Origin of the sequence: Candidatus Poriferisodalis sp. (assembly GCF_965208925.1) — a bacterium.
Lineage (GTDB): Bacteria > Actinomycetota > Acidimicrobiia > Acidimicrobiales > Poriferisodalaceae > Poriferisodalis.
Genome location: NZ_OZ242364.1, coordinates 1,704,856 through 1,719,576 on the forward strand (window position 1 = coordinate 1,704,856; position 14,721 = coordinate 1,719,576).

Annotated in this window: 10 protein-coding genes; 6 read left to right on the forward strand and 4 right to left on the reverse strand. The window is 66.9% G+C overall.

The annotated features are described in order from the left end of the window. The 3 genes from ACOGI5_RS07575 to ACOGI5_RS07585 all read left to right on the forward strand — a co-directional run bounded on the left by ACOGI5_RS07575 (position 1) and on the right by ACOGI5_RS07585 (position 5,632). Positions 1–3,432 (forward strand): hypothetical protein, encoded by a 3,432-nt coding sequence (locus ACOGI5_RS07575; RefSeq protein ID WP_419863816.1) that lies wholly within the window; start codon positions 1–3, stop codon positions 3,430–3,432. Between the two features lie 28 nt (positions 3,433–3,460). Then, positions 3,461–4,612, forward strand: coding sequence for an ABC transporter ATP-binding protein (locus tag ACOGI5_RS07580; protein WP_419863817.1), 1,152 nt, complete (start codon positions 3,461–3,463; stop codon positions 4,610–4,612). Positions 4,613–4,684: 72 nt separating this feature from the next. After that, positions 4,685–5,632, forward strand: coding sequence for a sterol desaturase family protein (locus tag ACOGI5_RS07585; RefSeq protein ID WP_419863818.1), 948 nt, complete (start codon positions 4,685–4,687; stop codon positions 5,630–5,632). On the opposite strand, the gene ACOGI5_RS07590 is transcribed toward ACOGI5_RS07585, so the two are convergent. After that, positions 5,629–6,351: an SDR family oxidoreductase gene (locus ACOGI5_RS07590; RefSeq protein WP_419863819.1), complete on the reverse strand. Its 723-nt coding sequence runs from the start codon at positions 6,349–6,351 to the stop codon at positions 5,629–5,631. The genes ACOGI5_RS07585 and ACOGI5_RS07590 overlap by 4 nt on opposite strands. Before the next feature lie 108 nt (positions 6,352–6,459). Here ACOGI5_RS07590 and ACOGI5_RS07595 point away from each other — a divergent pair, with 108 nt between their 5' ends. Next, complete coding sequence (locus ACOGI5_RS07595) at positions 6,460–7,758, forward strand: MFS transporter (RefSeq protein WP_419863820.1); 1,299 nt, start codon at positions 6,460–6,462, stop codon at positions 7,756–7,758. A 97-nt stretch (positions 7,759–7,855) separates the two neighbouring features. Here the strand turns inward: ACOGI5_RS07595 and surE are convergent, their stop codons facing one another. Next, the gene (gene surE / locus ACOGI5_RS07600; RefSeq protein WP_419863821.1) at positions 7,856–8,716 is read right to left on the reverse strand and encodes a 5'/3'-nucleotidase SurE; all 861 of its coding nucleotides are present in this window, start codon (positions 8,714–8,716) and stop codon (positions 7,856–7,858) included. A gap of 57 nt (positions 8,717–8,773) precedes the next feature. Between surE and ACOGI5_RS07605 the strand changes: the two genes are divergently transcribed. Continuing rightward, positions 8,774–9,586: a metallophosphoesterase family protein gene (locus ACOGI5_RS07605; protein ID WP_419863822.1), complete on the forward strand. Its 813-nt coding sequence runs from the start codon at positions 8,774–8,776 to the stop codon at positions 9,584–9,586. 93 nt (positions 9,587–9,679) lie between these two features. Here the strand turns inward: ACOGI5_RS07605 and ACOGI5_RS07610 are convergent, their stop codons facing one another. Together ACOGI5_RS07610 and ACOGI5_RS07615 are read right to left on the reverse strand one after the other, a co-directional pair. After that, the gene (locus ACOGI5_RS07610; protein WP_419863823.1) at positions 9,680–11,716 is read right to left on the reverse strand and encodes an ABC-F family ATP-binding cassette domain-containing protein; all 2,037 of its coding nucleotides are present in this window, start codon (positions 11,714–11,716) and stop codon (positions 9,680–9,682) included. A gap of 56 nt (positions 11,717–11,772) precedes the next feature. Next, complete coding sequence (locus ACOGI5_RS07615; RefSeq protein ID WP_419863824.1) at positions 11,773–12,690, reverse strand: LLM class F420-dependent oxidoreductase; 918 nt, start codon at positions 12,688–12,690, stop codon at positions 11,773–11,775. Between the two features lie 232 nt (positions 12,691–12,922). On the opposite strand from ACOGI5_RS07615, the gene ACOGI5_RS07620 reads away from it, so the two are divergent. Next, on the forward strand, positions 12,923–14,620 hold the full coding sequence (locus ACOGI5_RS07620; RefSeq protein WP_419863825.1) for an ABC transporter substrate-binding protein: 1,698 nt from the start codon (positions 12,923–12,925) through the stop codon (positions 14,618–14,620). The last annotated feature ends 101 nt before the right edge of the window (positions 14,621–14,721 follow it).

A 14,721-nucleotide genomic window follows, 5' to 3' on the forward strand; every position in this document is an offset into this window, starting at 1 on the left:
ATGACTCATGCACCCGCCATCGCCGAGCCCTCCGGCGAGATCTGCACCGAAGACGGGCGCGAGTGGTACCGGATCACCGACTACGACCACGCTGAGCCGTTTCTCATCAACGTGGTCACGCTCGGCGACCTGTGGCTGTTCGTGTCATCGAGCGGGGCGCTGACCGCAGGCCGCTACAGCGCGGATCTGGCGCTGTTTCCCTACGAGACCGATGACCGGCTGCATCGCAGCGGGGGTCGCACGGGGCCCCTCACCCTGATACGAGGCGGTGGTCATGTCTGGGAGCCGTTCGCTCCGCACGCGCCGATGGGTTCGGTGCATCGCACCATCGCCAAGACCGTCGAAGGAGACCGGCTTCGCTTCACCGAGCAGCACGACGATCTCGGACTCACTTTCAGCTACACGTGGTCTGCGACGCCGGAGTACGGCTTCGTGCGCAGCTGCGAGCTCACCCGCTCGCCAGACCGGGCCGCCCTCGATGTGGAAGTGCTCGATGGGCTGATCGACGTGCTTCCCTCAGGTGTCGAGCTGGCGGTACAGCAGCAATCGAGCACCTTGGTGGATGCCTACCGGCGCAGCGAGTACGACGGCGGAACGGAACTCGCACTCTTCACGCTCGAGGCGCTGATCAGCGACCGCCCCGACCCGGCTGAATCGCTGCACGCCGCAGTGGTGTGGTCACGCGGACTCGGCGGCGCCCAGGTCGTCCTTTCCGATCGGCAGGTGAGACTGTTCCGCTCAGGCCGCACGCTCGAGCCCGAGCACCTGGTGACCGGCCGCAAGGGTTCGTTCCTGCTCGCCGGCGCTGCGCGGCTGGAACCCGGCACACCGCTGGAATGGTTCACAGTCGCCGACACCTCCCGATCCCATGCCGACGTCGCACAGCTCCGCCGCTGGCTGCGGGAGACACCCGATCCTCGGCCGGAGCTCGGGGCCTCGGTCGATCGGATGCGAGGCGAGCTCGTGCGGCTCGTGGCCTCGGCCGACGGGCTGCAGCGCACCGCAGATCGCCGCGTCGACATCAACCACTACTCGAACGTTCTCTATAACTGCATGCGCGGGGGAGTGCCGCTCGACGACTACCGCGTCGAACTCGCCGACGTCGGCAAGTTCGTGACCGCACGGAACACTGATGCGGCGCAACGGTTCGCGGCCAAGACCGCTGGACTCGATGCAACGGTCGGCCTGGGCGAGCTGCACGGGGCGGTCGTCGACGACACGGATCTGTTCCGGCTGGTGGACGAGTACCTGCCGCTGTCGTTCAGCCGCCGCCACGGCGATCCGAGCAGGCCATGGAATGAGTTCCGCATCGGTGCTGACGGCGAGTCGTCCAGCTTCGCCTACGAGGGCAATTGGCGTGACATCTTCCAGAACTGGGAGGCGTTGGTCACCAGCTTTCCCATGCTGGCCCATGCAGTCGTGGCCAAGTTCCTGAATGCCTCGACCTGCGACGGCCACAACCCGTACCGGATCACCAGCGAAGGCGTCGACTGGGAGATGCCCGATGAGGGCTACTGGTCGAACTTCGGCTACTGGGGCGATCACCAGATCGTCTACCTGCACCGCCTGCTGGAGCTCGCACGCCGCCACGTTCCCGGTCTGCTCGAATCGCTGCTGGGGTGGGTCGGCTATGCGTCGGCGAACGTGCCGTACCGCATGCTCCCGTACCGGGACATGGTCGCGGACCCCAAGCGCACCCTGCGCTTCGACGCAGATGCCCAAGCCCGAATTGACGAACGGACCCATCGGCTCGGCACCGACGGCAAGCTCGTGCTCGACGCCGCTGGAAGCGTTCATCATGTGTCGCTTGCCGAAAAGCTGCTGCTGCCGGCACTCGCGAAGATCTCCAGCCTGGTGCCCGGCGGCGGCATCTGGCTGAACGCCCAGCGGCCCGAGTGGAACGACGCGAACAACGCCCTCGCCGGCATCGGCCTGTCGGTCGTCACCGTCATTCACCTGCGCGACTACCTCGACTTTCTGGACAGCCTGTTCTCCGACTCCGACGCCGAGACCGTTCCTCTCAGTCCGTCGGTGGCCATTTGGCTCGGGGAGGTGCTGCGGATCTGCCAAGAGCACGCTGCGCTCGCCAACCCCGAACGCCTCGACGACGCCAGTCGCCGCTCACTGTCGGATCGGCTTGGCGCCGCATTCGAGGAATTCCGCGCTCGCATCTACGATCAGGTTCCCGAACCGCCGCTGTCCACCCCGATGGATCGCCTGCGCCGCCTGACCTCGGCAGTGCGACCGCACCTTGACGCGGTCGTCGAGGCTGCTCGCCGTCCGGACGGCTTTGTCGACACCTATCGCTTGGTGACCTTCGACAGCGGAGTCGCGCATCTCGAGTCGCTGCCGCTCATGCTCGAGGGGCAGGTCGCATTGCTCGGTTCGCAAACAACGGGCCTCGAAGAGGCGGTCGGAGTACTCGATGCGCTGTTCGCCAGCGACCTGTATCGATCTGACCAGCGATCCTTCTTGCTTCATCCCGACAACGCGCGTCCCAGTTTCATGGAGCGCAATCGAGTCCCTGCTTCGCAGATCACCGATGAGCTGCGCGATGTGCTCAACGGTCGCACTGGCTTGATGGCGGAAGACTCTGAGGGCAGCATCCGTTTCGCGAGCTGGCTGACCAGCAGCCGGGAGCTCGGCAGCGCGCTCGACGAGCTGCAGTCCGCGTCGCGCATCAGCGCAGCAGAGCGTGCTGAGATCGCCGCAGCGTACGAAGCAGTGTTCAAGCACCAGTCATTCATCGGGCGCGCGCAGACCATGTACCGCTACGAGGGTCTCGGCTCGATCTACTGGCACATGGTGATGAAGTTGCTGGTGGCAATCCAGCGCCAGATCACCGCCGCCGTCGACAGCGGGGCTGACCGCGACCTCATCGACCGGCTTGTCGACCACTACCGCGGGATCCGGGCTGGCCTCGGCTTCCTGAAGTCGGTCGGTGAGCACGGCGCCTTCCCGCTCGAGCCGTATTCGCACACGCCTGCGGGTGCGGGTGCGCAGCAGCCTGGGATGACCGGCGCAGCGAAGGACGGGATCCTGCTTCGTTGGGGCGAACTCGGGGTGCAAGTGCGCGATGGGCGGGTGCGCTTCCGGCCGGTGCTGCTCGATCCCGACGAATTCCTGCAAGCTTCGAAATCATGGGCACCGCTCGGGCCGGATGATCAGCAAGGCCAGCTCAGTGCCGGCACGTTGGGGTTCACCTACTGCGGCGTGCCAGTGATCTATCGGCTGGCTGAGGGCCGCCCGTCGCTGGTGGTGACGGCGGGCGAGAGTGCTTCGGTGGTGGCTGGCGACGAGCTCGATGCCGACACGAGCGGGTTGTTGTTCAGCCGTTCGGGAACGATCACCAGCATTGAGGCCAGCGTCGAGCTGTGGCCGCATCGGCCTCAGGCGTCGCGAGCTGCGGCCTCACCCACCCGCATCCCCTGATCACCCACGCCGACGAGGAGTCAGCACAGTGGCATCGATCACCATCGACCAAGTTGACAAGGTCTATCCGAACGGCTTTCAGGCCATTTACGGGCTCAGCCTCGATGTCGCTGACGGCGAGTTCGTCGTGCTCGTCGGTCCGTCCGGCTGCGGCAAGTCCACCGCCCTTCGGATGGTCGCGGGCCTCGAGGAGATCTCGAACGGCGAGCTGCGTATCGGCGAGCGCATCGTGAACGATGTCGAGCCCAAGAATCGGGATATCGCGATGGTGTTCCAGAACTACGCGCTGTACCCCCACATGACCGTGGCCGAGAACATCGGCTTCGCACTCAAGCTGGCCAAGATTCCCAAAGCCGAAGTCGCGGCACGCGTCACCGAGGCAGCCAAGATGCTCGAGCTCAGCGATCAGCTCGCGAGCAGGCCCTCGCAGCTTTCGGGCGGCCAGCGTCAACGCGTGGCGATGGGACGCGCCATCGTGCGTGAGCCGGCGGCGTTCCTCATGGACGAGCCGCTGTCCAACCTCGACGCGAAGCTGCGCGTGCAGATGCGAGCTGACATCTCACGGCTCCAACGCCAGCTGGGAGTGACCACCATCTATGTCACCCACGACCAGGTCGAGGCCATGACGATGGGCGACCGGGTGGCCGTGCTCAAGGACGGCTATCTCCAGCAGGTCGACACGCCCCAGCATCTCTACGACCGTCCGGGCAACGTCTTCGTGGCCGCGTTCATCGGCTCACCGTCGATGAACCTGTACGAGGCCACGCTTGCGGGCCGGGCGTTGCGTCTGGGAGATGAGTCCTTGATGCTCCCCGGGGCCACGTTCGATCAGCGGCCCGCGCTGGCGAGCTACGACGGTCGCAAGATCGCCGTCGGCATTCGCCCCGAGGACCTCGAGGACGCGACGTTGGCTGCCGACGTTGCTGACGGCGCGACCATCTCGTCGACGGTGGAGCTCACCGAGTCACTCGGCAGCGAGATAGTGGTTCACTTCGCGCTCGACGCTGCCCGGGTTGATCCGGGCAATCCTGACGCCGCGGACGACGTCAGCGGCGCCGACGCGGTGGCGCGCTTCGACCCGCGGAGTGCCTGCCGGGCCGGAGAGCCCGTCGGGATTGCCGTCACCGTCGAGAACCTGCACTTCTTCGACCTCGACAGCCACGAGGCAATCTGGGACTAGACGCTTGCCGCCGGTGCTGCTCATTACGCTGCAGCGCTGGACCCGGCGGGAAGCAGTCGTACAATTCGCGTCGTGGGGATCGGGGAGGTGACGCTCCCGCCGCTGTACGACCGGCCGCCTCGACCGCTGGCCATGGCGCGCTGGACGGTGGCCAAGTTCCTGTGGTGGCAGGGCGGCCTGTGGATCGTTGTGGGTATCGCGGCGTGGAACTGGCTCACGCCGTCGCTCGAGAGCTTCGCAACTCCAGCGGCGTGGGCCGTCGCATTGGTCTACCTGCGCAACGTGGCGCTCATGATCGCGGTGGCAGGAGGGCTGCATTGGTGGCTATTCATCCGGCGCAGCCAGGGCATCCAGCACAAGTACGACGAGCGATGGCTGTCGGTGGGTCGCCGCCCGTTCCTGTTCCGCAACCAGACGCGTGACAACGTCTCCTGGTCGCTGGCCAGCGCCTGCTCCATCGCAGCGCTGTACGAGTCGCTGATGCTGTGGCTGTATGCCAACGATCTCATCTGGACCGTTCCGGCAAGCGGCAGCCTGTTCGCTCTGGGCTACACCGCGGCACTGACGCTGCTGATCTTCCCGCTGGGCTCGGTGCACTTCTACGCCAACCACCGACTGCTCCACACCAAGCACTTGTACCGCTGGGCTCACTCGCTGCACCACCGCAACGTGAACATCGGCCCGTGGTCGGGCGTGTCGATGCACCCGCTCGAGCACGTGCTGTACCTCTCGGCGCCGCTCATGTTCCTGCTGATCCCGGCGAACCCCTACGTGATCACGCTGACCGCCACGTACTTCCTGCTGTCACCGGCAGCGTCGCACTCCGGCTTCGACCGCTTCGTCGTGGCCGGCGGTCGCACCGTGGCCGGCGGCGACCGCTTCCACACGCTCCACCACCGGTACTTCGACTGCAACTACGGCACGGCGATCGTGCCGCTCGACAAGTGGCTCGGCACGTTCCACGACGGCAGCGACGAAGCCACGTTGAAGATCAACCGTCGCCGTCAGGCAGCCCGCTAGGCGATCGTCTCGGGCTCGGTAGTGACGAGCAGCTCGGCGACCGATGCGGTGTTGGGCAGCCGCAGGATGGTCGCGAGGGCCTGGGCCAAGTCGTCGGCTTGGATCATGATCGACGGGTCCACGCCGAAGCCCGAGGTCATGTCGGTCTGCACGTAGCCCGGGCACACGGCCGTGCAGCGAATCCCATCGGGAAACGTCAGGTGACGCACTGAGTGGTGCAGCGCCATAGCGGCGTGCTTGCTCATGGCGTAGCCCGGTGCGAACGTGCCGCGCACTCGCTTGCCCGACATCGAGATCACGTTCACGATGCGGCCTTCTCCGCTGCGGCGCAGGTGGTCGAGCGTGGCACGGATCATGCGGAACGGCCCCTTCGCATTGACCTCCCACATCTCGTCCAGCGTGTCCTCGGTCAGCTCTTCGAGGGCATCGGGATGTGCGACGCCCGCGTTGTTCACGAGGCAGTCGATCCGGCCGTGCGACGACATCGTCTCTGCAGCCCACCGCTCGGCGGCGCCGTCCTCGGTGGCGTCGTAGCGGTGCAGCGTCACGGCCGGCCCTTGATCTCTGCGGTACCGGGTCACCGAGGCTTCCAGCGAAGCGAGATCGCGTGCAGCCAGCGACAGCGCCCAGCCGTCGGCGTGCAGTGCCGCGGCGATGGCTTCGCCGATGCCGCGATTCGCACCGCTGATCATCGCCACGCAACCGGTGATGTCTCGCATCTCGCACTCCTCTCCTGCCAGTTCATCCCGACGCGCCTCGGTGACCCGCAGTAGCGTTCGCAATCGGCCTCGCCGTGAAACCGGCTGGCCGATCCGGAGGCTAGGTCGATGGTGCAGAGTTTGTCGGAGGGCGGCGAAGGGGCTGCATACCTCCCCGGTTCGCCCGAACGCGACGAACTGGCACGCCGCACCATCCGGGTGCTGCAACTCGGCGTCATCCCCGGCGGGCTGGCCATGACGGCATCGTTCGCGACAGCCACCCTGCTGGCCCACCAGATGACGGGCAGCGAGACGAAAGCGTCGCTGGCGGCCGTGTGCCTCAGCATCGGCGGCACGCTCGCCGGCATCCCGCTCGCCGCGCTGATGGCCCGCCACGGCCGCCGCGTCGGGCTCGCCGCCGGCTACGTCATCGGCGCAATCGGTGCAACGCTGGCGCTGCTGTCGGCGTTCGCCGGGCGCTACTCGATGCTCGTGGCAGGCATGGTGCTCATCGGCACCGGCCAGGCCGTCAATCTGGCCGCACGGTACGCCGGCGCTGACCTCGCCACCGACGAGAACCGGGCTCGCTCGATCAGCCTCGTGCTGTGGGCCAGCACCGTCGGATCGGTGCTCGGACCCACGGTGGCGCTCGGCCTCAAGAGCCTGTTCGCCGACACCGAGGGGCTGAGCGGCTTCGCACTGCCGTACGCCCTGACGCTGGGACTGTTCGGCCTCGCAGCCGTCAACATCTGGCAACGCCTGCGGCCCGATCCGCTGCGTGTCGCGGCCGCCGGCACCGGATCAGCGAGCATCAAGCTGCCGAGCCCAGCCGAAGCCGGGCGCATCTTGGCCCATCCGGTGGCCTCCATCGCGCTCATCGCGATGATGCTGTCCCAGGCGGTGATGGTCGGCGTCATGACCGTCTCGCCGATCCACATGTCCCAGGGCGACCAGAACCCGCTGGTCATCGGGATCATGCTCTCGCTGCACATCGCCGGCATGTTCGCCTTCTCGCCCTACGTCGGCTGGCTGGTGGACCGGATCGGCGGGCAACTCGTCATCGTCCTCGGGGCGCTGGTGCTGGCAGTCGGCGCCGGGTTCGCAGCCAACACCGAAGCCGCGCATGCCACCGGGCTGCTGTGGGGCCTGTTCCTGGTCGGGGTCGGCTGGAGCTGCTGCGTGGTGGCGGCCAGCTCGCTGCTGACTGCATCGTTCCCGGTGGAGCGTCGCATCAGCGTGCAGGCCACCGCGGACGTGCTGATGACCGCGCTCGGCGCGGCTGCCGGCGTGAGCTCAGGCCTGGCGGTCGAGCATCGGTCGTACGCCGATCTGGCGAGCTGGGGAGCGTGGGTGGCGGTGGCGCTGGGCATTGCAGCCGTGGTGATGCTGGTGCGGAACTTCCGGACAACCCGGCGATTGCCGGTCTGAGCGCTGTCTGAGCATCAGTCGGGCCGCCGCGGCACCGTCACGGCCGCCGGGATGATCAGAACAGCCCGTTCAGAACAGCCGGCTCAGGACAGCCGGTTCAGAACAGCCCGTCGAGGCAGGCGGCCAGCTTCGAGTCGCCCGTCGTCGGCAGGGCGGTGAGACGCGACAGAAACGACACCGAAACGAAATCGCCCATGACGGCGCCGGTGTCGACTTCGGCGGGCATGTCGACAGCATCGCCCCACTCCATGGCGACCCGGAACGCGTCGGCGTTGTCGGGATGCGCTTCCAGGTGCACCGAGGTGATCGATCGCGGCGGCAGCGTGCCCACCTCGGTGAAGCGCCAGCCCTTCATGTCGGCGACTTCACGATTCGGCACATTGAGGTTGACTGCCCACGCCGACTCGTGTTCGTCCGCGAGCAGGCCGCCGAGCACGGCGCTGGCAACTCCGGCCGCTGCGTGCCACTTCTGGTCTGCGATGGCGTCTTCCCAGCCTTGGCCCTCAACCCCGAATCCCTCGACGGTCTGACTGACCGCCAATCCCGGGATGTTGCCGTTGCGGCCTGTCAGCACCGCGCCGACGGTGCCGGAGTGGTACACCGAACGACCGACGTTCGCGCCCGGGTTGATCCCTGACACCACCAGGTCCACCGGGCCGAAGGCACCCAGCCGGGCGAACATCACGCACAACGCGGGCGCCCCCGAGACGGTCCACGCATCGGCGACGCCTTCGAAACGCACCTTGTGTACCTGGGGGTCCATCAGATGCAGCGGACCGATCGCGGCGCCCGCGCCTGAGTACTCGGAGTCTGGTGCCACCACGACGACATCGCCATGAGCGGTCATCGCACTCGCAAGAACGTGCAGCCCCTCTGATTCGATGCCGTCGTCATTGGTCACCAGAATCCGCACCGTGTCGAAGGTACTGCCCGCAGGTGACGTATCGACGTATGGCACTCGAACACCTTTGGCTTCAGAAGTGCAGGTGTCGGCGCCGTGGCAAGCTGTCTCGCTGTGAAGGCACAGGCTGCGATGGGGTCGGCTGAAGCTGGCACAGGGCGCCAGCTGCGCGTCCTGCACACATCCGACGTGCACATCGGGCACGTGCGCGGGCCGCATGGGAGTCACCGGGATGTATGCCAGTGCCCGATCCATGCCCTCGCATCGACTGCAGTCGCCCACGCAGCCGATGTCCTGCTGATCGCGGGAGATCTGTTCGACCACGCCCGGCTGAAACGGTCCGACGTCGCGCACACGATGGAGCTGCTCGGCCGCGTCGATGCGTCAGTCGTCATCATCCCCGGCAACCACGATGTTCATGACGAGCAGTCGCTGTGGGGCACCCACGCAGATCATGAGCACCGGCTTGAGGTCACCGGCGCCGGTGTGATCTTCCTCGACGATCCCCAAGGCGCAACCCTCCACTTCGGCGAGCACGACCTGACGCTGTGGGGTCGGGCGATGGACGCCCACCACTCCGAGTACCGGCCTCTTGCAGGCGTGCCCGCACGCCCGGACGACGGCTGGTTCATCGCAGCAGGGCACGGGCACTATCAGCGCACCCCCGACGATGCACACCGGTCATCGCCGATCGCCGCCGAGGAGATCGAGGCCACCGGGGCCGACTACGTGGCGCTCGGGCACTGGCACGTGACCACCGATGTCTCGGTCGGCGACGTCGTGGCTTGGTACCCGGGCGCACCCATGGGCGTCCCGTCGAATGGCACTGCTTCCCTCGTTACGTTCTCGCGGGGTGCGGACGGCGCCGACCGCTCGGTCGACGTATCTCATGTGCCTGTGGCCGCGCCACCCGACGGCTGCGCCTAGCGGCATGCGTCTCTGCCCGGGGCTCAACCCCTTGGCGTCGGCCGGCCAGCTAGTGCTTGCAGCTCAGATACAGGCTGCAGCGCGGTCGGCTGCTCAGGCTCCGGCCGCGGCGCGGTCGATTCGGCGTTGGAGTGACTCGCACTCGCTCATGTGGCGCATGGCCTCCGACTTGGCAGTGCCGTAGTCGTCGGCGACCTGGCGCGCACGTTCCGGGTCGTCGTAGGTAGTCGGCTCGCCGAGCAGCGCCTGCAGCTCTGCGACTCGGTGCTCGGCGGCTTCCCACGCTCGCTCGGCCGCCGCCAGCGCCCGGCGCAGGTCCGCGGTCGCGTCGTGAGCCGCCTGACGCTGGCGGGCGCTGTCTCGGCGTCGCTGCGCTGCGCCGGCCCGAGTCGTTGCGGGTGCGGCGACCGGACCGGTCGTGGTTGAGCTGCCGACACCTTCGCGGAGTGCTGTGCCCGCGGTGCCGCTGCGAGATTGGGTGCCGGTGCTTCCCGCTGTGCTTCCGCCAGCGGTCCGCCTCGTGCTCAGCCCTGGTGGCCGCAGCAGATCCTCGTCGACGCCCGGGTGCAGGGTGGCGGTGCCGTCACGCACCACGATCAGCGAGTCGGCCACGCTGCGGATGAGGTGGCGGTCATGAGTGACGAGCAGCACCGTGCCCGGGTACACCGACAGTGCATCCTCCAGCAGGTCGCAGCTCGGCAGATCGAGATGATTCGTCGGCTCGTCGAGCACGAGCAGGTTCACCGGGTTCGCCATCGTGATGCCGAGCGCAAGCCGCGTGCGCTCGCCGCCGGAGAGATCGGCAACCTTGCGGTCCGCAGCGTCGCCCGGAAAGCCGAAGCCGCCGAGCATCGTGCGCACATTCCGGCCGGGCTGATCGCCCACCGAGGCGGTGAACTCCTCCACGACTGACCGTCGGGGATCCATGACCTCAGCGAGATGCTGAGCAAACGTGGCCATGTCCACATTGCGACCGCGGTGCAGCTCACCGTCGAGAACGTCCATCTCGCCCTGCAGCACCCGCAGCAGTGTCGTCTTGCCAGCGCCGTTCGGACCGACGACACCCACCTTGGTGCCGCGTTCAATGACGAGGTCGACTCCTTCGAGCACCGGCGCGTCGCCGTCGGCGTAGCCCACCGAAGCGCCCATCATCTCCACGACGACCCGCGACGAGCGCCGCGGCGTGCCGAATCCGAAACGGGCGGCCAGCTCCTTGCGGCTCGGGACCTCTACTGGTGGCAGCTTCGCCAGTGCCTTGATCCGGCTCTGCACCTGCCGAGCCTTGGTGGCCTTGTACCGGAACCGCTCGATGAATCGCTCGGTGTGGGCCCGCCGGCGTGCCTGTTGCGCCGCTGCAGCCTCGGCAGCCGCGATCCGCTCCTCGCGGGCCACGACGAACTCAGCGAAACCGCCGACATGGGTGTGCGCTGTCGTGCCGTCCATCTCGATCACGCGGTTGGCGACTGCGTCAATGAAGTCACGGTCATGGCTCACGAACAGCAGCCCGCCCTCCCAGGCAGCGAGCTGGTCTTCCAGCCAGGCCACGGAGTCAACGTCGAGATGATTTGTCGGCTCGTCAGCCAGCAGCACATCGGGCTTCGCCAGCAGCAGCTGCGCCAGCGCGACCCGCATCCGCCAGCCGCCTGACAGCTGCGCCACCGGGCGGTGCGCATCGTCGGCCGCAAAGCCCAAGCCCGCGAGCACGCGGTGAGCTTCTGCTTCGAAGCCGTAGCCGCCGATCTGGCGAAAGTGAGCCTCCAGCTCTCCGTAGCGGGCGAGCACGTCGTGATGGTCGGCTGCGTCGACCTCGGCCAGCCTCGCCTCCAGCGATCGAAGCTCGGCCGTCATAGAGGTGATGTCACCCGCTCCGGCCAGCGTCGCCTCGAGCACGGTGCCTTCGGCGATCTCAGCGAGCTCTTGGGGCAGGTAACCGATCGTCAGCCCGGTTTGGCGGTGGACCTCGCCCTCGTCGGGCTCGTTGATGCCGGCCAGAATCTCCAGCAAGGTCGTCTTGCCGATCCCGTTGCCGCCCACCAGTGCGATACGCCGACCGGCCGCGAGTTGTACATCCACGCCGGCAAACAGCCGCCGCGGCGGGTACGACTTGCCCAGCCCCGAACCCCACAGCACGGCGCGAGTCTGGCGCGGCGCTGGCCGATCGAGCGCCTGATTTATGAGGCGATCCCCTAGGCGAAGTGAGGCGCGACGTCGGCCATAAAGGCGCGCAGCGCATCCATGCGGCCTTCGATGCCACCTCGCGCCACTGGGTCGAGCACGAAGTGGGTCACCCCAGTTGCTGCGACTTGGCCGACCATGTCGATCATCTGCTCGGTGCTGCCCGCCACCGACACCTCGGGTTTCATCGCCGATGCCGGATCGAGGTAGTAGCGCAGCGACAGGGTGATCTCGCTGCGGTCGCGGCCTGCAGCGTCGCAGGCGTCTCCGACCTGGCTCCAGCCGGCTGCGACATCGTCGAGTGTTTCGAATGCCGCATGGAATCCGTGCCCGTGCTGTGCCACTCGCCGGTAGGCGGCGGCCGTGTTGCCGCCGACCCACACCGGCACCGGATCCTGCACCGGCTTGGGCTCGAAGCCGACGGCGGGGAACGAGTAGAACTCGCCGTCGAAGCTCGGATCGTCCTCGGTGAACAGCGTGTTGAACACCTCGAGCTGCTCGTCCGAGCGCTTGCCCCGGCGGTCCCACGGCATGCCCAGCACTTCGGCTTCCTCTTGCATCCAACCCACGCCCACGCCCAGGATCAGCCGGCCGTTCGACAGCACATCGATGGTGGCGAGACGCTTCGCCGTCTCCACCGGCGGCCGGTACGGCAGGATCAGCACGCTGAAGCCCAGCCGCAGGTTCTCGGTGACGGCGGCGACGAATAGCAGAGTCCCGATGGGGTCGAGCCATCCCGTCTTCGGCGGCGCCGGGAACGAGCCGTCGTCGGAGTACGGGTACTTCGACACCAGCTCGGCCGGCCAGCAGACATGATCCGAGGCCCAGCCCGAATCGAATCCGAGCCGGTCGACTTCCGAAGCGAACGTGATGAGGCCATCCCGAGATCCGATACGGCCCAAGTGCGGCAGAGTGACTCCCCATTCCATGGGCCGACACGCTATGTCGTAGGCGCCCGCTCGCGCCCGCTGCGGAGGCGGCAGGATCCTCTGCGGGCGATTGTCACGGGATCGTCGCACCTCGGCGGGAAACGCACGGCTACGCGCGATTACGCTCGCGCGCACCGCCGCAGCGGTCTATTGGGGGACGGTCGAGGGCTTCGGCTGATTGCCGTCAACTTGCGATGCCGCGGTGGCTGCTGTTCCACCGAGGAGGGGATCCATGCAACTATCCAAGAACCGCCTTTTGCGCTTGCTAGCGCTGCTCTTCGCGTTCTCGCTCGTCGCGGCCGCCTGCGGTGGCGACGATGGCGACGACGACGCCGGCGAAACCCAGACCACTGAGGCCATGGCCGAAGAGGAGGAGATGGCCGAAGAGGAGATGGCCGAGGAGGAGGAGATGGCCTCCGACGAGCCGGAGGAAGAAGCCGGCGGTCTCAGCCAGGACGTCATCGAGCAGGCCGCCGAAGAAGACGAGATGGCCGAAGAGGAGATGGCCGAAGATGAGGAGATGATGGAGTTTGATCGCTCCACCATCGAGGGCATCTTCGAAGAGGCCGAGTTCCGGCGTGCCAAGGTCGTAGAGCGAGTCTCTGCCCACATCGAGTCCGGCGAGTGGGGCGTTGGCGACGACAACATCCTGCGCGGCCCCGAAGGTTTCGTGATCGACCTCAACGAGTGTCCTGACGACTGGTCCAACACTGAGGGCATCACCGACACGGAGATCCGTCTCGGCCAGACCGGTCCGCAGTCGGGCACCCTCGCGCTGTACGGCAATGCCCGTCTGGGCTGGCAGACCTACCTCCTGCATGTGAATGCCGAAGGCGGCATCGCAGGCCGTGATGTGGTCATGAAGTCCTACGACGACGCGTATGTGGCCGCACAGACCATCGAGTTCGTGGACGAGCTGATCGAGAACGACAACGTCTTCGCGATCCACACGCTGGGTTCGCCGAACACGCTGGCGGTGTACGACACGCTCAACGCCGAGTGCATCCCGCAGCCGTTCGTGTGGACCGGCCACCCCGCATGGGGCGATCCCGAGGTGCACCCGTGGACCACCGGCAGCATCCTGTCGTACTCGACCGAGTCGGTGCTGTGGGGCAACTGGATCAAGGAGAACCTCGCAGACCAGCTGCCCGTCGTGGTGGCCGGCCTGGTGATGGACAACGACTTCGGTCTGGCCTACGAGCTGGGCTTCGAGGAGTACGCCCACAACAATCCCGATGTGGTGTCCGAGTTCATCAAGGTGCGCCATGACCCGGCCTCGCCGACGATCACCAACGAGATCACGACCATTGCCGCCGGCAACCCCGACGTCTACATCTCGATGACCGCGGGCAACGCCTGCCTGCTGGCCGTCCAAGAGGTCGCAGCGTCAGGTCTGAAGGAAGAGCTGTCGGCTGCCTTCACGCCTTCGGTGTGCAAGGCCCCGGCCAGCTGGATTGCCCCTGCAGGCGATGACGGCGACGGCTGGTACATCGTGGGCGGCGGTGTCAAGGACACCACCGACCCGGCGCTGATCGGCAGCGATGCCTTCATCGACTTCATCATCGAGAGCCTCGAGGCCAATGACCTCGATCCCACCATCTCGATGTTCGGCAACGGCTACATGCTGGGCTATCCGTACGTGGAGGCGCTGCGCATCGCTGCGGAACTGCCTGCGAGTGCGAACAACCCGGCCGGCCTGAACCGGGCGAACTTCATCCTGGCGGTGCGGGCGATCGACATCCACCACCCGATCTTCCTGGACGGCATCACGTTCGCCATGAACGGCAACGCCGATGCTTTCCCGATCGAGGGCACGGATATCAGCCAGTACGACTCGTCCAATCACTCCTGGATCGTCTCGAACGTCATTGACGTGAACGGCGCTTCAGGCAACTGCGTCTGGGACAAGGACAACGGCGGCTGCCGTTGATCAAGATCTAGGGCTGCTGTCAGCCCTTTCAGACTGAGCGACACAGGGCGGTCGCCGCCGTATGACTCATGCGGTGGCGGCCGCTCGTCGCTTGTCATGTC

What these genes read in the sequence shown, in the direction of transcription:
- ACOGI5_RS07595 (WP_419863820.1), top strand. Translation starts at nt 6,460, where the DNA reads ATGGTGCAGAGTTTGTCGGAGGGCGGCGAAGGGGCTGCATACCTCCCC.
- ACOGI5_RS07575 (WP_419863816.1), top strand. Translation starts at nt 1, where the DNA reads ATGACTCATGCACCCGCCATCGCCGAGCCCTCCGGCGAGATCTGCACC.
- ACOGI5_RS07620 (WP_419863825.1), top strand. Translation starts at nt 12,923, where the DNA reads ATGCAACTATCCAAGAACCGCCTTTTGCGCTTGCTAGCGCTGCTCTTC.
- ACOGI5_RS07590 (WP_419863819.1), bottom strand. Translation starts at nt 6,351, where the DNA reads ATGCGAGACATCACCGGTTGCGTGGCGATGATCAGCGGTGCGAATCGC.
- ACOGI5_RS07615 (WP_419863824.1), bottom strand. Translation starts at nt 12,690, where the DNA reads ATGGAATGGGGAGTCACTCTGCCGCACTTGGGCCGTATCGGATCTCGG.